Genomic DNA, 19,020 nt, shown 5'->3' on the forward strand with positions numbered 1-19,020 from the left:
GTAAAATGGAAAAAGAGAAGGAAAAAGAAATAGAGAAAAAAATAGCTTCTAATCGGCTTATGAGGTTTTGGGACAACTATAAAGAGAACCATCCTAATATTGCACAATTCCTGGTTTTCTTTATTCTGAGTAATGGAGTTACAGTGCTTCAGCTGGTGTTAATGCCTGTCTTTAAAAGTATATTTGCTAAAACAGCATTAGTAACAACAAATTTTCAAGTGTTGCAATTCGGGCAAAATTTTGACGGCTCTGCTTATTATGTATTTGATTATGCTGCCGGCCCGTTATCTCAAGGCGGCGGTGGAGGACTTGCTTATTTTTTCGCCGTCCAAATTACCATATTGATTGCTCAAGTTATTAACTTTTTTGCGCAGAGAAGCATTACATTTAAATCAAACAGTAACATATGGACAGCAGCATTTTGGTACTTAGTAGCTTATATTATTATTACAATTGGTGCTGCTGCCGCACAAGGATTCTATAAGGCACCGATCTATGATTTACTGATGAATACCTGGGGAATGGGCTCATTAGGAGAAACGACAGCCGATGTAATTACAATGATTATTAATAGCGCTATATCATTCTGGGTTTTCTTCCCTATATTTAAAATTATATTTAAACAGGTACCAGAAGAAGAGGCGAAGTAAAGGTAGTGTAAAAAATGAAATTATTATCAGTGGTTATTCCTTGCTATAATTCACAGGATTATATGGAATATTGTATCGAATCTCTTTTGCCTGGCGGAGAGGACGTTGAGTTATTGATCGTGAATGATGGTTCCTCTGATAATACGGCAAAAATTGCAGATGATTATGCAGTTAGGTATCCTTCCAATGTCCGTGTCATTCATCAGGAAAATGGAGGCCATGGTGAAGCTGTCAATGCGGGTATCCGGAATGCATCCGGATTTTATCTAAAGGTAGTAGACAGCGATGATTGGGTGGATGTGAGAGCATATCTGAAAATTTTAAAGATATTAAAAGGGTTCGTTACAGAAAAACAGACAGTGGATATGATTATTAGTAACTTTACCTATGAAAAAGAGGATAAAAAATACAAGAAGGTTATGAAGTATGAAGATGTTCTTCCAGTGGATAAAATATTTACCTGGGAGGATATTAAACCATTTCGAAGAGGGCAATATCTGTTGATGCATTCCCTTATTTATAGAACAGAGCTATTGAAAAATTGCGGCCTGGTTCTTCCAAAACATACCTTTTATGTTGATAATCTATTTGTGTTTGTTCCGCTTAAACATGTGAAAACAATGTATTATATTAATCTGGAATTTTACAGATACTTTATAGGCAGGGAAGACCAGTCTGTGCAAGAGAATGTCATGATTAAGAGAATCGATCAGCAGATTAAAGTGAATAAACAAATGATCGATGATTTGGAATTAGAAGATATAAGAAGTCCTAAACTGAGGCAGTATCTGCTTCATCAGCTTGAAATTGTCACTGTCATTTCTTCTATTCTATTAATAAAATCGGGAACAGCTGAAAACCTGCAAAAGAAAAAAGAATTGTGGAAGTATATGAAGGACAAGGATCAGGAATTGTACCATGAAATTCGATATGGGATGATAGGGATATTACTAAACTTACCTGGAAGACCGGGGAGAAGTATCTCGGTAGGGGGATATAAAATATCTCAAAGATTTATCGGGTTTAATTAATCATCAGCAAACCTCTTAAAAAGATAGCTTTCTATGATGTTTCACATAGAGAGCTATCTTTTGATTTTAATATTAGATTTGATTGCCAGTACTTAACAAGCAGTATGGGTTTAAATATTATATGCAAAAACATATATACCGGGAGGAACAAAGGAATGTTTGATTATTTGGTTGTCGGCACGGGGTTATTCGGAAGTACATTTGCGCACGAAGCAGCTAAAAAAGGAAAAAAAGTGAAGCTGATTGATAAAAGGAATCATATTGGCGGAAATATATATACGGAAAAGATAGAGAGTATCACTGTTCATAAGTATGGAGCGCATATTTTTCATACAAATAATCAGGAAATTTGGGATTATGTGAACCAATTTGCCGATTTTAACCGTTATACAAATAGTCCGATAGCGAATTATCATGGTGAAATTTACAATATGCCCTTTAATATGAACACATTTAATAAATTATGGGGAGTTGTCACACCAGAAGAGGCACAGGCTAAAATAGAAGAACAAAGAAAAGCAGCTAAAATTGAAAAGCCTGCTAACCTGGAGGAGCAGGCTATCTCGTTAGTCGGGACAGATATCTATGAAAGGTTAATAAAAGGCTATACGGAAAAACAATGGGGGCGCAAAGCAGCAGATCTGCCTGCTTTTATTATTAAACGTCTTCCTGTCCGATTCACGTATGATAATAATTATTTTAATGACCGCTTTCAGGGAATCCCGATTGGAGGCTACACACAAATTATTGAGAACATGCTTGCCAGTGATCGAATCAGTGTAGAATTAAATACAGATTTTTTCTCTAATAAAGAGGAATATATGAAAGCTTTCCCAAAGATTATTTACACTGGAATGATTGATCAATTCTTTGATTATAGATACGGGGAATTGGAATACCGCAGTTTAAAATTTGAATCAATTGTACTGGAGCAGGAAAATTACCAGGGGAATGCAGTGGTGAATTATACAGATTCTGAAACGCCTTATTCACGTATTATTGAGCATAAACATTTTGAATTCGGAAAACAGCCAAAAACAATTATCACAAAAGAGTATCCTATGTCCTGGGAGAAGGGATCGGAGCCTTATTATCCAATAAATGATGATAAAAATAATGAAAAATTTAAGCAGTATCAGGACTTGGCTGAGAAACAATCCAATGTGATTTTCGGCGGACGTCTGGGGATGTATAAATATTATGATATGCATCAGGTGATTGCATCAGCATTAACAATGGCTAAGAAAGAATTAAATTAGGAATAAGAATCCATGTAAGTTTGTTAATTCTTATATACGAAATAGGATGAAAAAGCAGCCTTCCATTCACGTTTATCCAGTTAATGGAAGGCTGCCTTATTTTTGTGTTCTTATTTAATCATTCTTCAAAACCAGGTGATACATATTTACAATGCTGAAGTATTATCTTGAACAGTACCTAAACGGCTTTTAAGTTTACGGTATTTTTTAAAGATAAGTACTTCCAGTAAAATTACTAGTCCAAGAACTATTACGTCAACAACAATTGCAATCACCTGCCAGATTGGCATTCCGGCATTTAAGGCTTCATCGCTGTAAGCGTAACTGTTTACAGTTGTATAAAGAATATTTTTAGAAGATGTTCTCATATTCTTCACTACAGTCGGATTATCTGTATTCTTCATCATATTTGCTCCAACATCATACGTAGCCAGCGCAATGTCGCCGCCATTTGGAACCATAATATTGGAATCCATATATCCGTAACCAGAGAAATAGTCAGTTAGAACCATCCCGCGGAATCCCCACTCATCTCGTAATACAGTGTTCAAAAGAGATGAAGAAGCTCCAGCCCAAACTGGCCCAATATAGTTGAAGGATGACATAATCCCTTGTGCGCCGCCTTCTTTTACAGCAATTTCAAATGGTTTCAAGTAAATTTCACGAATAGCTTGCTCATTTGACCATGTAGCCAGCATTTTATTTCTGTTCATTTCCTGATCATTCATTGCAAAGTGTTTGAGATAAGCATATACGCCATGATCTGCTGCACCTAAAACTGCCTGTGAAGCCATTTTTCCAGATAATACGCCATCCTCGGAATAATATTCAAAGTTACGGCCTGAAAATGCGGAACGGTGAATATTCATCGCTGGAGCATACCACCCAGATACGCCCATTTCAACTGCCATTTCACCAATACTGTCACCGAATGCATGAGCTAGATCGACATTCCAGCTATTAGCCATCATCACAGCACTAGGGAATCCAACTGATCCGACACCAGTAAAGTTATTATTAATAGAAGCTGGTCCATCTAAATCGATCGTTGCTACTTTTCCAACAGATTTTATTGCAGGGGTTTGGTACCCTCCGTAAGCAATGAGATCGACCATATCATTTGTAGAAAGCTGATCCAGTAATGGCTCCCATGCCGGATCATCATAATCCAGGCCACGCATTTCTACCAAATCTATACCATTGTTAGCATCTGTTGTAGGCATCTCATCCGATTCATCAAAGAATTCTGATGGATCAAAGTTTGTTTCGTTTCGGAACATACTCAGACTTTCTTCTGCCATTTCATAATTATCAGGGGCTGCAGTTGCTTCCTCATAATTTTCAAAACCATTCTCGCGGGAAAGATAGGTTATATCTCCTTCTGCAAAATCAAATTGGTTCATAGCCGGAATTTCATCTGTTGAGCGTTGATCATAAACAATAGTTTCATCCTGTGTAAATTCAGCCTCATCTAAAACAGTATGAGAGTCTGAACGAAGAGATAATGTATAGTCCCCTTCTTCAAAAACATAGGCAGCTTCATTTTCATAATCATAAGATGCCATATCTTCTTTCGTAAAGGTAAGAGTAAGTGTTTCAGAAGCTCCCGGCTCCAGCACCTCAGTCTTCTCAAAAGCTACTAAATTGACTTCTGATTTTTCAATGCCGCCATCTGTATAAGGTGGTGTAAAGTATAACTCTACAACATCTTTTCCTTCAGTGTCACCGGTGTTCGTCACTGTAACATCTACCGTAATGCTCTCATCATCTTCTATATTCCAATCGCTGATTTCCTGATCGAATGAAGTATAAGAAAGACCATATCCAAACGGATATAAGACATGTTCGTCATAATCTAATAATCCTTCTGCTGCTGCTGTTTCATAAAAGTGATAGCCTACATAAATATTTTCGACATAGTTTACAAAGGTAGGAACACCGCCAGCACCAGGGAAGTCGTTTTCTACACTGTATTCATCCATATTTGTGTATTCAAAGTCTCCAAAGTTATTGTGATCTGGAGTAGCTGTTAAATCACGGGCAAAAATATCAGCTGTTTTTCCTGATGGATTTATTTCACCATTTAGAATTTCACCAAGTGCGTTAAACCCTGTTTGACCAGCTGCCGGCACCCAGAGAACACTTTTAATTTGATCGTATTCCTCTGCAAATTCCAGTTCAAAAGCATTCGAACCATTATAAACAAGTACTACATTGTCAAAGTTAGAGGTAACCAGATCAATCATTTGCTTTTCTGTTTCATGTAAACCTAGATAATGGTTATCCTCACCAAAATCTTGGTAATCATCCGTGTTATCATTATATGTAACTTCAGATAAGTCAGTTGGAAGGTCAGCACCTTCTCCGCCTCCACGGCCGATTACAATAACTGCTGTGTCAGAGAATTTTTCTGCGTTTTCCATTAAATCATCAGAATACTCATTGACAGGTGGCTCCGGTAAACTCCAATCCTGTTCAAACATTCCAACAACCGGACGTTCATCGGCGTAGGATGTATAAAAATCGGAAAGCTCAGTATTTACTTCAAATCCTGCATTATCCAACCCTTCGATTAAACTAACCGTATGGTGTGAGTCTGATAAAGAGCCTGAGCCTGTTCCACCATAAATCGGGTTTGTAGAAGCCCATCCAAACACGTTCACTCGTGAATCGTTTTCAAGAGGAAGAAAATCTTCATCATTATCCAATAAGACAATTCCTTCTCTAGCAATATCTTCACCAAGCTGTTCTGCTGTTTCCGATGTTGCATCGCTGATGGTGCCTCTGCCGGAAGCAAGAGTAAGTATCGTATTCATTGGATAATATGCGATTAAATTAATTGCAATCATTAAAGCAACAAAAATAGCCATAATGGATTGCCTGCGAATCATAAATTTCTTTGGAATAGAGAATTTTTTGGCAATGATGATTGCAACAATCGCTAATAATAATACAATTCCAAAGAAAATCAGATAAGGGAGCACAAGACTAACAATATTTTTGACGTCATCCCAGTTTATTTCGAGCATCTTTTATTCCCTCCAATTCTAAATTAACGAAAATTTTGACAAATAAAAACCTCGTATCATTTCACCATCCTTATTCATCCATTTCAATAAGCGTATTAAGCAATGAATAGATTATAAAACGCTTTCTTTTTGGGTTTTCTTTGTCACTAATTTCTATATTTTTTACAAAGTCATCATATCACAGCATTCTGTCTTAAATTTATCGCTTTCATGAAATGTATGTTTTTCTTCATAAATGACATTTTACTTTTTGATAGTAATGACTCTTTTAACATCACTTTTTAAGGTGATGTTTATGAACTTATTTACGCTGCAATAATCATCTGCTAATAAATAAAGCGTGTTTAAAGAGCCTTTCCGCGTTATGAAGGAAGGCTCTTAATTTTTAGTTGAGAATGTATTCTGTTTATAATTCTATAAATAAAAGAAAAATCGAAATAACCATAACTTACAGATTCTGCTGATTCATTGTTCCTACAAGTGAAATAATAGTAAAAATAACAGCAATGATAAGGACCTTTAACCAAAAGTTAGAAATGGGCTTCTTCTTTATTGCGCGGTAGATAAGGCTCCAAATCCATGTAAATAATAAAGAAAGTAAAAATGCTCCGATTAGTCTGCCGAAAAGGTAAGCTATCATGTTGGTCATGGTGGTTTTCTCCCTTGTTTGTTATTTAGTTTTCATGCGGTGTTGATTTGAAAGGATGCGATTTAGTTTATAGAAGTATATTATCAGATTTTATTAGAAGTATCTATAATGCATAGCAAGATATACTGGATAATGTGTCATCTGATTTAAGGTAAGAAGGGGAGATTCATAAGTTAAAAGTGGCTTCCTGAAATTATCCAAAAAAACTCAGGCTTTCGCATAAGGAAATGAGCGATATACCTAAGCTTTTTTGATATTATTTATTTGTGTTTAGAATCGTCTAATGTCGGTAATATAATTGTCTGGTCTGGAAAAATCAAATCTGGATTTTGAATCTGATTCCGATTCGCTTGATAAATAGCTTGAACTTCTTTCACTATTTGTGCATCAGTTTGTTCTCCGTGGTAATTTTCTTTAGCAATATTCCAGAGATTATCTCCAGGTGTTACTACATAGGAAGATTCTTTTGGCTTCCCGCGATTTTCCACTAACTTGGTGGTAACCTCTAAACCTCGGCCGGTATCAATACTGCTGTCTCCAAAAGTATAGACGGTGGTATATTCGGAAGGAATGGTACCATCAGCTATTGCTTTGGCAAAATCGCTGGTATTACCATTATAGACCTGCTCGAAAGTGCCCTCGTTATCATCTGTTGTGATGTCGGAGTTTAAAAGGTACGTAGCCAAGTGTTTTTGACTCCGGCTGGATAAATGATATTCATCGTAAGTATAGAAATCATCCGGTCCCCAGCCAGATGCTTCAGAATTATAATATTCGCTGTCTGTTGAGTAAGGAGCATAGCCGCCATAAATGTCTTCTGCTTCACTAGTAGGGAAGATGTCACTGTTATCTTCAGAAGCTAAGGCGTAACCATAAGCCGGAACCCAATCGGAAACAAGGTAAAAGCCCATACTCTTATATCCGAATTTTTCAAAGCCCTGCTCATCAATATTCTCACGCAGCTGCTGGTTACGTCCGTAGATAACCTCTACATCGTCAGGCGTGTTATCAAGAGCGAGATACTCTTCTATTTTTTTGACGACTTGCTGGTTTCTGATATCACCGAAGTCTGTTAAATCCGTACGCTGATCTACAAAACGATTTGGCAGCAGAATATACTTGGCACCGCCTTCTACAAGGTTTTGAACCATTTCAAGAGAATAATCACTGGCAAGCTCTGCTGCACGTTCCACTCCCAAATCTTCCACGGCATATGTATCATTTCCACCGATACTGATAATATAAAGAGCTTCGGGATCAGCTTCTCCGTTCGTATCTGCAAGGAATCTTATAGTCTGTTCTACTCCGCCCCAGCCTTTAATCCAGGAGGACCAGTTGGAATGTTCTTCTTTTGTATTTCCCATGTCGCCACTAAAAGCTCCGCCGACTGCATAATTTGTCAAATTATCATAATCACCGGCTAATTCTTTTGCGATATATTCAGCGAAGACTCTGCCGTTGGAATATCTCCCTTCCCAGTAGTGCTCTTTATCTGCTTTAATATACATTCCGTCAGCAGGATCAAACCCTTCTGCTGATTGCGCCTTCATCGTTCTCGGGTAAATAATCATACCGAACAGAAGTGTCAACAGGAAGGTCAATAGAATCTTTTTCTTCATTATCTTTTCCTCCTTGTGTTTTCTAGGATGTTTGATTTTTGAAGCGTATGAAACCATCTTTATTTGATATATTCCGGCACGCTAAAGACCTATGTATTAATGTATCATACATCATGATAAATCCGTAACTGAGTATATTTTAGAGTAACTGATCTATTACAAGCTAATTTAAGATAAACAGATATAAACTTTATACAGTAATAATTTTATAGATTTTATGGGAAATATCAGCAATTTTAAGTGAAATTACTTTTGCTGTTTGAATATTGGAAGAAAGTATTGATAAGTCACACAGACAAGTATAATTGATTTATTGCTAGATACAGCTGGAAAACCGAGTAAATTATTATTGAATGCTTTGCGAAGGTTCTTAAGTCATAGAAAAGAATAAATGTAGTTGTAACTTAAAGTGAAAAAAGAGAAATATTTATTTTCACAGTAAATAAAAAAACCTTTCTGTTGACTGGTGTAACAGAAAGGGGCTGCACCCTTATATTTAACCGCAAGGAAACGATAAAAGCGCCTTATATCTCAGCTGATAGAATATATTTTTTAATTGCTTTTCCAACCCCATCATGTTGATTGGTATCGGTGATATCATCAGCAGCTTGCTTTACAGCTGGTTGTCCATTTCCCATCGCTACTCCAATTCCGGCCGATTGAATCATTCTCACATCATTGAGACTGTCTCCCACTGCCATGACATTCTTCATCGTTATACCTAATTTTTCACAGACCAATTCAAGAGCGGCTGCTTTATTCACACCTGCTGGATTGACCTCAACGGTGACGGCTGTCCGATTGCTGACTTCTATGCCATCTATCGAATGAACTTTTGCTTCTATCTTATTTAAAATTTTTTCATCCTTATGGGAGCAGCTGAATTTCAGCCATCTGTAGTCATTGTAGTTATTCGGTATGTCATTGTAAAAAGGTTCTTTTGAAGAAATGGTCCACGTATCCATTTTTAAGTCATGGGCATAGCGATATAAATCAGCCAGTGCTTCTGCCTTCAGCAGATATTCGGCAATAACTGTTGTATAATCGCTTTCGAAGATTTGTCCGCCATTACATGTAATTAAATGAGAATTCAGCTGCAGATTTTGAACGTAAGTATAGCAGTGATGAAAGGGGCGTCCGGTACATAAGACAATAATGACACCTGCCTGATGTGCTTTCATAATTTGTTTTTTTGTCCAGCTGGTAATCTCTTTTTTGTCATCTAATAACGTGCCATCCATATCCAGTGCAATCATTCTTATATCTGTCATAACGTCATCCCCCATATGTATTTACTATAGAATTTCCTTTTATGTTTTAGTCCTGCTCCGTCTGATAATATGTTCACTATATCATTGCATAATAAATAAATCATTATCTGAAGGATCCTTTTTTATGACCTGGGTCATTTTCTATTACCTAAATAAGATAATAGGAAACGGGGGAGCTTCAACTATTTTTTCATATTGATAGAATAGAAACAGATAATAATTCCAAGCATTCATGCCATCTTTTATTAGTTTTTAGCGGAAAATGAATTGGAATCATTGATACAAGGAGGTTTTAGAGGATGAGTAAAAGAAAAATCGGTGACTCCATACAGCAATTCGGCAGAACGCTGCTTCTTCCAATTGGGGTATTGGCTCCTATCGGGATGCTTTTGGGGATCAGCGGCGCACTTACACAAGACTACATGGTGGACAAAGTTCCTTTCCTTGGAAATGATACCGTTAACACCATTTTAGTAAGTATAAAGACCATCAGTAATGTTGTTTTTGATAATATCCCGCTGCTATTTGCAATGGGTGTCGCCTACGGGATGGGGAAAAAGGATAAAGGGATTTCGGTCTTTGCCTCCGTGGCAGGGTATCTGACCCTGATTGTTGCCATGAATGTATGGCTGACGGTCACGGGGACAATGGCAGATCCGGATGTAATGACCCAGCAGGGGCAAATTGAGATACTTGGTATCCAAACAGTAAATATCAGTGCTGCCGGCGGGATTCTAACCGGTCTGATTGCAGCCTGGGCGACGGAACGATTTTATAACTTGGAGCTTCCGGCGGCGCTGGCGTTCTTTTCCGGGAAAAAATCAGTTCCAATCATCACAATTGGATTAATGGCTGCAGTTGGGATGTTACTTCCTTTCATCTGGACATATTTTGTAGGGCTGTTAACGAACCTGTCAGCTGTATTTTTAAGCGTTGCAGGTCCTTTTTTCACAGCTGCAGGAGAACGGTTATTCATTCCGTTTGGACTTCATCATGTCTGGAATGCATTGTTCCGATTCACAGAAGCCGGCGGGTCGTATGTTATCGAAGGTAAGACATATGTCGGTGTTGTTCCTGCTATTACAGAAATTCTGTTTAATCAGGGACCGAACAGTGAGTATTGGTCTATGATGCCGAAGCTGTCCCGCTTTATGGCGCAGCAGCAGATGCTGGTTGTCCTGTTTTTATTCCCGGCAATTGCTTTTGCGATGTACAAGGCAGCTTATAAAGAAAATAAAACATACGTCAAATCTATGTTGGTTACCATGGTATTGACAGCTTTTCTTGGGAATGTAACAGAGCCGCTTGAATTTACTTTTGTTTTTCTAGCTCCGTTATTATATGTTGTATACGCCTGTATTGTCGGAATCGGCGCTGTGCTGCTGTCGCTGGCGGAAGTTTCAATAGGTTATATCAGGGGTACGATTTTTGACTTCACGATTTTTGGGCTGCTTTATGAAAACTCACGATGGATTTTCCTTGTTTTGATCGGATTGGGATTAGCTGTCGTCACTTATTTTATTTTTTATTGGGCTATTATCCGGTTTGATATAAAAACACCGGGCAGGGAAAAGCTTCAAAATGTGGACAATACACTGCTGAAGGAAAAACGCTATGACGAGATAGCAGATAAAGTAGTGGAGGCATTGGGTGGAAAAGAAAATATTTTGAATGTAGACAACTGCATTACCAGACTCCGAATTGATTTAAAAGAGGTTAGAGATGTCAACAAAGACGTATTAAACAGTACCGGGTGTTCCGGGTTCTTTTTCCCGACAGCCAAGCATATTCATATCGTTTATGGGACACAGGTTGAATTTATAAAAAATGCAGTAGATGAGAAAGTATAGATATTTTTAAAGGAGTGACATCATGAAAGCGTTATATGATTCTAAAAGTAAAACGATTGATGATCAAGGTCTGAAAGGCCTGTTTACAGAAGAGGAAAAATATAAAACCTGGCTTTTATTTGAATCGGCATTGGCTGAAGCGCAGTCTGAATATGGTTTTATACCTAAGAAAGCGGCGGAGGAAATCAAAGAGGCTGCCAAGCTTGAAAATTTAGATCTGGAGGAAATGGACCGTATTTATAAAAAAATTGGCCATGGTTTTGTTCCGTTCCTGAAAGTTCTGGTGAAGGCCTGTCCGCCCGACAGTGGGAAATATGTCCATTACGGGATTACTACACAAAATATACAACAAAGCTCACAGCTATATATCCTGAAGAAAGCACATACGATATTTATGCGTCTGATTGGTCAGATTTTAGAAAACTTAAGCACGCTGGCATCGGATAATAAAGACACTGTCATGACTGGAAGAACGCATGGAAGGCATGCTACTCCAATCACTTACGGGTATAAAGTATCTGTCTGGATAAGTGAATTTATCAACTGTTATCAACGCATGGCCGAAGCAGAAAAAAGAGTTTTTCAGATAATGATGGGCGGTGCAGTAGGTACTTTCAGCTCTATGCCCAATATCGGGATAAAAGTTCAAAACAGGGTGGCGGAGCTGGTTGGTATGTATCCAATGGCTGTCCCATCCAGAAATATAAGTACGCATAAACTGGAGTATATGTCGAATCTGGCTTTATTAGCGAACAGCTGCCATAAAATTGCCGAGGAGGTATACAGTACAACGTTAGAAGAAATTGCCGAAGTATCCGAAGGTTTCAGTAAAGGAACCGTCGGCAGCAGCACTATGCCGCACAAAATTAATCCGAAGCTTGCCAAAGGGATTATCGCGAATTCCCAGAAACTTTATTCCCTTCCTGGTACAGGCATGTATTCAGCAGTACGTCCATATGAGGGAGACAGCAGTTCCTACATGCTGTTTGACGGGCTGTTGGAAGAGTCAATGGAACTGATAACGGAAATTTTGATACGCTGTGAAGAATTAACACGTACGCTGACTGTCCACAAAGATAGAATGCTTCATAATGCCAAACGCAACAAAGGTCTTGATAATAGTGAATACGTGATGATGAAGCTGGCAGAAAAATTAGGTAAAGACCAGGCACACTCCCTGATGTATGATATTGCTATGAAAACAGCAGCGGAAGGTCAGGAATTTTATGATAATTTAAGAGAAAATGAACAAATCCGTGCAAGCTTCAATGATGAAGAGATAAAGCATATGATCGAACCCGGTAATTATATCGGCTTAGCTGCCACTTTAGCAGAAACAGAAGCAGTGAGAGCAAAAGAAACTGCAAAAGAGATCAGTAAAAACTATAGCAGTTAATCAATGGCAAATAGCGCCTTTCCAATAAAAGAATGGCGCTGTTTTGCTATTTTTATTTTCCTGGGCAGCCCCGAAATACGTATAATTTAAAGGTTCGCCAATTTATCAATCAACAAATCAATAGTAAGAAAAAATCCAGTTCTTGAAATAGTATCATTTTTGCTTGTGTTGGCTTTATCGGTATAACAAAAGAGATTATTCGTCGTGTACCGGGTCAGCTCATTTGTTTTAAATGAAGTGATACTGATTATATCGACATTTTTCAGATGAATTTTTTTCGCAGTATCAATAATTTTTTTCGTATCTCCTGATATCGAAATAAAGATAACGATATCATCTTCTGCGACAAAATCGGTAAATACTTCGGATAAATTATAATCCTTTATAAAAATACATTGAATCCCGATTGTCAATAAGAGATGCTCCAAATAATAACCAGCGGCTTTACTCGTTCCTCTGGCCATAATAAATACATTCTTTGCAGATTTAATTTTAGCGGCTGTTTCATGCAGCTGGTCTTCGGTAATGAGGGAGAAGGTCTTATCAAGCGACTGTTTTAAAACTTCCCGATACATCACCGTTTGTTTTTCTTGTTTAGACATTTTTTCAAGAATTGTCCGACTGATATGATATTTCATTTCCCTAAAACCGGAAAAACCCAATTTTTGCGCCAAATTAATGATGACTGTTTTTGAAACAAAGGTTTCCTCTGCCAGATCATTAATTTTTATATGTGGAATATGGTCCTGGTTTTCCACAATATAGCTCAATACTCTTTTTTCACTTGTGGTCATTTCTTCATAGTTCTTCATTACATCAAACATATTCTTCCCATCCAATTCAAGGTTCTAAAAAGCAAAACATACTGTTACCATTATCGTACACCATATGAGTCAAATTTAACAGAGCTCTGATATTTATGCTTTTTTGTGGAAAGGTTAAAACAGTTTGCTGTGAAGCCTTGTACATATACTAATCCTTATCGCCAAAATAGGCTGTGAAATCACTCGGAAGAAATTCTGTATACTTTTTAAATACATCGATAAAATAACGATAATTACTAAAGCCTACGTCAATCGCAATCATGGTGATCTTATCTTCTCCGGTTTTAATGCGTTCAATTGCTTTCTGAATCCGGTAACGATTTAAAAAATCATTGAAGGTGTAGCTGGTGGCTTCTTTAAATTTCTTATTCAAATAGGTTGTGCCCATGCCAAGCTCGTCCACCAAATCATGAATACTGATTTTTTCATGATAATGTTCCTGAATATAGGCAATCATTTGCTGAACATGCTTTGATTTATCGTTCCATTTATTCCAAACATCCACATTCAACACATTTACCTTATCAGGTGTTTGGATACTTTGCTTCATAATGTGATATTGTTTCTTAGTATCTACAGATGTTATAGCACGTTTAATCGCCTCTTTTAATTCGCGTGGATCAACTGGTTTAAGCAAGTATTCGTTTACGCTAAATTGCATCGCCCGTTTTGCGTAATTAAAATCATCATAGCCTGATAGGATAATGGTAGTGAATAAATCCCGGGTTTTACATTCCGCAAGCATGTCAATCCCGTTTTTGAGAGGCATATTAACATCAAGAAGTATGATATCCGGATTTAATTTTGAAATCTGCTGCAAGCCTTCCACACCATTTGCAGCTTCGCCGACCACCACACAATCAAGATCAGTCCAGTCAAGGAGGTACCTTAACCCTTCACGAATAATGTCCTCATCTTCTACAATTAATATTTTATACACGATGCTCTCCCCCTTTCAGGTAAGGGATGATTATCCTTACTATTGTTCCTTGATTCAAAATGCTATTTATCTCCAGACCATATTTCTCACCAAACTGCAAACGTAAGCGGCGATGTGTATTGTACAGACCAATGCCAACTTGATTATTTTCGGATGCCAGTATCTTCTTTTGAAGATCAGTGAGTTTTTGGGCTTCTATTCCGCTGCCATCGTCTTCAACTGTGAATACAATATCGTTTTCAACAACCTTTGCATTAATCCAAATATTCAGGGTGGTCTGATGTTGGTAGCCATATTTTATAGCATTCTCAATAATCGGCTGTAATAGCAGCTTTGGAACATAAGCAGTATTGATTTCTTCAGGGATGTCCAGAAAATAATGCAGCCGATTATTAAATCGCATTTTATGTAATTTTAGATAATCAACCGTATAGTTCAAATCTTTTTCTAACATAACCTGATCAATATTTTGGTTGATACTGTATCGCAATAAAGAAGATAATAATAATATAATATCCTGTGCCTTATCTACATTGCTTACCATGGTATATCGTACAGTTTCCAGCACATTAAACAGAAAATGCGGGTTGAACTGGCTTTGGAGTATTTTCATTTCATTTACTTTCTTTATCTCCGACAATTCTCTGTTCCTGCTCAGCAAATCATTTAGACTATCGAGCATGGTGTTATATTGATTTGCCAATGTCTCAAATTCATCTCCTGTATAAATCTCAACATAGGAGGTTAAATCACCTTTCTTTAATTGGTCGACTGCTATTAATAACTTGTCAATCGACTCGGAGTTCCGTCTGGACATCTTTTCTGCTAATACTCGAAGAAGTATAAATAGAAAAGCGCTGGTAATCCCAATAAATATAAAATATAAAATCAACACTGCTTTATCTGTTTCTGTATTGTTTAATGTATAAATACGGAAGGTATTATCTGCTGTTTCAGTTTGATTCATATAATAGGTATCATTTTCTATTTGAACTTTTGAATTAGATTGTTTTTCAGGCTGAAATTTATTCATTAGACCTTGAACGATTTCATTAGAAGTCACAACGATATGATTATAAGTATCTGTAATCACAGCAATATCTGTTTTTTCTCCAAAAATTAACCGCTGAAAATCCTCTTCATATAACATATAAATTAAATATCCAATAATCTGATCGTCCTGTTTTACGGCCTTTCCTAAAGTAATGGTAGAGGCTTGACCGTGGGAGAAATTTGTTTTCTCGACAATGCTTAACAAATCATCCGGATATTTTTCCAGGTGGGGAATGATGTGATTCAGGATATCTTCATTCACTTCATCATTGGATTTATTAGTAGATGCCACAAATACATCATTTGCGTCAATCAGAAAAAAACTGCTTTTGACTTCCTGTTGATTATTGAAGTTATAAAAATCCTCATAAACTAAATTAATATCGTTATGGTAGTTTAAACTCTCCATCACCAAAGATGATTCTGCCATTTTTTTAATTTCTTCCTGATAGACTTCATACACTTCTGTCATTCTTTCCTTAATTTGTTCTCCTGACTGCTTGGCATCATAAACCGCTTTTAAATGAAATATAACAATCGTAAATAAAGTGAATAATATAATTAAAATAAAAATAGGGACGACTGTATATTTAAGAAAAAGACTTTTCGTAGCTTCTTTGAAACTTTTCTTTTTCAATATAGAGTCACCCCCTTGTCTGATTAATACATATAAAGTTTGTTCATTATCCAGCTATAAAGATACTTCTTTCCTGCCGGTTAATTTAAAGAAAATTAACAGAGAAATAACGGTTATTGCAATGAGTATCGTTGATAAAGCAGCAGCTACACCGTAGTTTCCACGAATAACTTCTGTATAAATACCAATTGTCATTGTCTTTGTATTGACTGTATATAACAGTATAGATGTACTTAATTCGCTAATAATGGTAACCCAGCTGAGGATAGCACCTGAGATAACACCAGGCAGCATCATCGGCAATGTTATTTTGAAAAATGTTTTTAAATTTGATGCTCCCAGACTGGCAGCCGCTTCCTCGATGCTTGGACTAATCTGATGAATAATCGCAGCGCTGGAACGAATTGTATATGGCAGTCTGCGGATTACAAAAGCAATAATAATGATTGTTGCTGTACCGCTTAGAAGAAAAGGTTTGTTATTAAATCCGAGCAATAAAGCAACACCAAGTACGGACCCGGGCACAATATATGGTACCATCGATATAATGTCCAGTCCATTCGTGATTGCATTGCGTCTTCTTACAGTCACATAGGCAATCAAAATGGCAATCAGGATAACAAAGAAAAGTGCGATAAGCCCTAAAGTAAAGGTATGCACAATTGTATCACCTGAGCGGGTAAATGCAGCTTTAAAGCTGTCCAAAGAATAGCCTTTGACAAAAATACGTCCGGATGTTTTTAAGAATGCTGTATACACAACATAGAGCTGCGGCAAAATAGCAAGTGCTAGATAACCGTATACAAACAAATGAGCTAAAATATTTTTTATGCCAGACTCTTTCTTTTCTTTAATTGGATGAAGAGCACTCATAGAAAAAGATTTCTTATTTGTGATAAATTTTTGCAGCAGGAAAATGGTTAGTGCGATGACAACGACAATGACACTGATTGCGGCAGCGAAGCCGGCATTTCCTCCCATTTCACTCGTGAATTCATTGAAGATTAATACAGGTAATGTTTCGAATCCTTCTCCAATTAACATCGGTGTACCAAAATCTGCAAGCGCACGCATAAATACTAACAATGATCCAGCCAATATAGTTGGTACCATCAGCGGCATGATAACCTTCCAGACTTTTTTGAAGCCGGTATACCCCATACTTTCTGCAGCTTCTATTAATGAATTATCAATACTTTTGAACGCACCCATCATAAACATATATATTAAAGGTATTAATTGAAGGGTAAGGACTATTAAAATCCCGGAAAAACCATAAATATCCGGCGTGGTAATATGAAATACATCACTCAGAAAATTTGTTACTACCCCATTACGGCCCATTAATAATATCCAGGCATATGCTCCGATAAATGGGGGAGCCATGGAAGAGATAAGAATTAATATTTGTAAATATAATTTTCCTTTGATTTTAAAAGTGGTCATAATATAAGCGAGCGGTGTAGCGATGACCAGAGAGGCCAAAGTCACAGCAACTGTTACCTTCAGGCTGTTAAAAAGCGTACTGTAATAATATTTCTTTCCAAAAAACTCACCAAAGTGCTCAAAGGAGAGTGCTCCATCCTTGAATATACTTTCTTTTAAAAGTGTGAATAAAGGCAGTACAAGGACAAGCGCATATAATAGAAGAATTCCTAACGTAATTACACTCCAGATGTCTTTTCTTCCTGCCGTTTTATTTTGCATAAGAATCACCTTCCAGGATATTCTTTTCGCTCTCGTAATGGAATAGATTAATCTTCTCCTTGTTTACGAGCAGCTTTACCTCTGTACCTGGCTCTAGAGGCTCACCAAGTGTAGATTCTTCTGTCACCTCGACATTCTCTCCATTTGAAAGCTGAACTGTGTAATGAACATTGATTCCTAAGAATACGTTATGCTGTATAACACCGGCCATACCCTCTGATGTATCACTAATTGTAAACTCTTCCGGGCGGATGGAAACTTTAATAATTTCCTCTGCATACTGCGTAATATCATCTAAATCAATCTGGTAATTTTCGTCCATGATAAGTACTTGTCTATTATCCACTTTTTTTAAGGAGCGTTCTACAATATTCGTTCTTCCGATAAAATTGGAAACAAATATATTAGCAGGTCTTTGATAGATTTCCCGTGGTGTTCCTACCTGCTGAATAACTCCAGAATTCATAACAGCAATCCGGTCAGAAACGGCCATTGCTTCTTCTTGATCGTGTGTTACATAGACAGTTGTAATTCCAACCTCATGTTGAATTAATTTGATTGCTTCACGCATATCTACACGCAGCTTTGCATCTAAATTAGACAGCGGTTCATCCATTAACAATACATTCGGCTCCATAACAATTGCACGAGCCAGAGCAATCCTTTGCTGCTGGCCGCCGGAAAGATTCTCCGGCATGCTGTTTTTGAATTGGCTGATTTGTACTACATCTAAAATATGGTCAACTCTTCTCTCAATCTCATCCTTTGGAATTTTTCTGTTTTTGAGTCCAAATGCAACATTATTTTTCACACTTAAATTCGGAAAGATAGCATAATTTTGAAAAACCATTCCGATGTTTCGATGCTGAGGCGTAATCCGGTTCATCACCTTGTCATCAAAAGTGATCTCGCCGCCCTCAATACTGTTAAATCCTGCTACCATCCTTAATAGTGTCGTTTTCCCGCAGCCTGAAGGGCCAAGAAGGGTGAAAAACTCACCCTTCTTAATATCGAGGGATAGTCCTGAAATAACAGGCTTATCATTATATTTTTTTATTACATTGTTAAAGCTGATGGTTACACTCACGGCCATTCTCCTTTATTC

At 37.3% G+C, this 19,020-nt stretch carries 14 protein-coding genes; 5 read left to right on the forward strand and 9 right to left on the reverse strand.

Going from position 1 to position 19,020, the window contains the following annotated elements:
* Positions 1 to 5: 5 nt before the first annotated feature.
* The 3 genes from OSO01_RS08660 (at position 6) to glf (ending at position 2,940) form a co-directional block, all read left to right on the forward strand.
* Positions 6 to 650 (forward strand): hypothetical protein, encoded by a 645-nt coding sequence (locus OSO01_RS08660; RefSeq protein WP_246145102.1) that lies wholly within the window; start codon positions 6 to 8, stop codon positions 648 to 650.
* A gap of 14 nt (positions 651 to 664) precedes the next feature.
* On the forward strand, positions 665 to 1,681 hold the full coding sequence (locus tag OSO01_RS08665; protein WP_147210040.1) for a glycosyltransferase family 2 protein: 1,017 nt from the start codon (positions 665 to 667) through the stop codon (positions 1,679 to 1,681).
* 155 nt (positions 1,682 to 1,836) lie between these two features.
* Positions 1,837 to 2,940 carry a UDP-galactopyranose mutase gene (gene glf, locus OSO01_RS08670; RefSeq protein WP_147210041.1) on the forward strand — a complete coding sequence of 368 codons (1,104 nt, stop codon included), beginning with the start codon at positions 1,837 to 1,839 and terminating at the stop codon, positions 2,938 to 2,940.
* Between the two features lie 146 nt (positions 2,941 to 3,086).
* Here the strand turns inward: glf and OSO01_RS08675 are convergent, their stop codons facing one another.
* The 4 genes from OSO01_RS08675 to OSO01_RS08690 all read right to left on the reverse strand — a co-directional run bounded on the left by OSO01_RS08675 (position 3,087) and on the right by OSO01_RS08690 (position 9,508).
* On the reverse strand, positions 3,087 to 5,969 hold the full coding sequence (locus OSO01_RS08675) for a glycoside hydrolase family 3 N-terminal domain-containing protein (RefSeq protein WP_147210042.1): 2,883 nt from the start codon (positions 5,967 to 5,969) through the stop codon (positions 3,087 to 3,089).
* Positions 5,970 to 6,417: 448 nt separating this feature from the next.
* Entirely contained in the window at positions 6,418 to 6,618 is a 201-nt protein-coding gene (locus OSO01_RS08680) for a hypothetical protein (protein ID WP_147210043.1), read from the reverse strand.
* Between the two features lie 260 nt (positions 6,619 to 6,878).
* On the reverse strand, positions 6,879 to 8,237 hold the full coding sequence (locus OSO01_RS08685; protein WP_186813598.1) for an SGNH/GDSL hydrolase family protein: 1,359 nt from the start codon (positions 8,235 to 8,237) through the stop codon (positions 6,879 to 6,881).
* Between the two features lie 524 nt (positions 8,238 to 8,761).
* Positions 8,762 to 9,508, reverse strand: a complete 747-nt coding sequence (locus OSO01_RS08690; RefSeq protein WP_147210045.1) for a Cof-type HAD-IIB family hydrolase — start codon at positions 9,506 to 9,508, stop codon at positions 8,762 to 8,764.
* A gap of 299 nt (positions 9,509 to 9,807) precedes the next feature.
* On the opposite strand from OSO01_RS08690, the gene OSO01_RS08695 reads away from it, so the two are divergent.
* Both OSO01_RS08695 and OSO01_RS08700 read left to right on the forward strand, forming a co-directional pair.
* Positions 9,808 to 11,358: a PTS transporter subunit EIIC gene (locus OSO01_RS08695; protein WP_147210046.1), complete on the forward strand. Its 1,551-nt coding sequence runs from the start codon at positions 9,808 to 9,810 to the stop codon at positions 11,356 to 11,358.
* 22 nt (positions 11,359 to 11,380) lie between these two features.
* Positions 11,381 to 12,754, forward strand: a complete 1,374-nt coding sequence (locus OSO01_RS08700) for a class-II fumarase/aspartase family protein (RefSeq protein ID WP_147210047.1) — start codon at positions 11,381 to 11,383, stop codon at positions 12,752 to 12,754.
* Positions 12,755 to 12,840: 86 nt separating this feature from the next.
* On the opposite strand, the gene OSO01_RS08705 is transcribed toward OSO01_RS08700, so the two are convergent.
* From OSO01_RS08705 to OSO01_RS08725, 5 genes are all read right to left on the reverse strand, one after another.
* Complete coding sequence (locus OSO01_RS08705; protein WP_147210147.1) at positions 12,841 to 13,578, reverse strand: MurR/RpiR family transcriptional regulator; 738 nt, start codon at positions 13,576 to 13,578, stop codon at positions 12,841 to 12,843.
* A 148-nt stretch (positions 13,579 to 13,726) separates the two neighbouring features.
* Complete coding sequence (locus tag OSO01_RS08710; protein ID WP_147210048.1) at positions 13,727 to 14,518, reverse strand: response regulator transcription factor; 792 nt, start codon at positions 14,516 to 14,518, stop codon at positions 13,727 to 13,729.
* Positions 14,511 to 16,208, reverse strand: coding sequence for a sensor histidine kinase (locus OSO01_RS08715; RefSeq protein WP_147210049.1), 1,698 nt, complete (start codon positions 16,206 to 16,208; stop codon positions 14,511 to 14,513). The genes OSO01_RS08710 and OSO01_RS08715 overlap by 8 nt, the downstream gene beginning before the upstream one ends.
* A gap of 54 nt (positions 16,209 to 16,262) precedes the next feature.
* A complete protein-coding gene (locus OSO01_RS08720) occupies positions 16,263 to 17,915 on the reverse strand; it encodes an ABC transporter permease (RefSeq protein WP_147210050.1) in 1,653 nt (550 codons plus the stop codon).
* Complete coding sequence (locus OSO01_RS08725; protein ID WP_147210051.1) at positions 17,905 to 19,002, reverse strand: ABC transporter ATP-binding protein; 1,098 nt, start codon at positions 19,000 to 19,002, stop codon at positions 17,905 to 17,907. The genes OSO01_RS08720 and OSO01_RS08725 overlap by 11 nt, the downstream gene beginning before the upstream one ends.
* Positions 19,003 to 19,020 lie beyond the last annotated feature (18 nt).

The organism is Oceanobacillus sojae (assembly GCF_007991515.1).
GTDB classification, from domain to species: Bacteria; Bacillota; Bacilli; order Bacillales; family Amphibacillaceae; genus Oceanobacillus; species Oceanobacillus sojae.

Excerpts from the sequence above, each read along its gene's own strand:
- OSO01_RS08660 (WP_246145102.1), top strand. The coding sequence starts at position 6 with ATGGAAAAAGAGAAGGAAAAAGAAATAGAGAAAAAAATAGCTTCTAAT.
- OSO01_RS08665 (WP_147210040.1), top strand. The coding sequence starts at position 665 with ATGAAATTATTATCAGTGGTTATTCCTTGCTATAATTCACAGGATTAT.
- glf (WP_147210041.1), top strand. The coding sequence starts at position 1,837 with ATGTTTGATTATTTGGTTGTCGGCACGGGGTTATTCGGAAGTACATTT.
- OSO01_RS08675 (WP_147210042.1), bottom strand. The coding sequence starts at position 5,969 with ATGCTCGAAATAAACTGGGATGACGTCAAAAATATTGTTAGTCTTGTG.
- OSO01_RS08680 (WP_147210043.1), bottom strand. The coding sequence starts at position 6,618 with ATGACCAACATGATAGCTTACCTTTTCGGCAGACTAATCGGAGCATTT.
- OSO01_RS08685 (WP_186813598.1), bottom strand. The coding sequence starts at position 8,237 with ATGAAGAAAAAGATTCTATTGACCTTCCTGTTGACACTTCTGTTCGGT.
- OSO01_RS08690 (WP_147210045.1), bottom strand. The coding sequence starts at position 9,508 with ATGACAGATATAAGAATGATTGCACTGGATATGGATGGCACGTTATTA.
- OSO01_RS08695 (WP_147210046.1), top strand. The coding sequence starts at position 9,808 with ATGAGTAAAAGAAAAATCGGTGACTCCATACAGCAATTCGGCAGAACG.
- OSO01_RS08700 (WP_147210047.1), top strand. The coding sequence starts at position 11,381 with ATGAAAGCGTTATATGATTCTAAAAGTAAAACGATTGATGATCAAGGT.
- OSO01_RS08705 (WP_147210147.1), bottom strand. The coding sequence starts at position 13,578 with ATGTTTGATGTAATGAAGAACTATGAAGAAATGACCACAAGTGAAAAA.
- OSO01_RS08720 (WP_147210050.1), bottom strand. The coding sequence starts at position 17,915 with ATGCAAAATAAAACGGCAGGAAGAAAAGACATCTGGAGTGTAATTACG.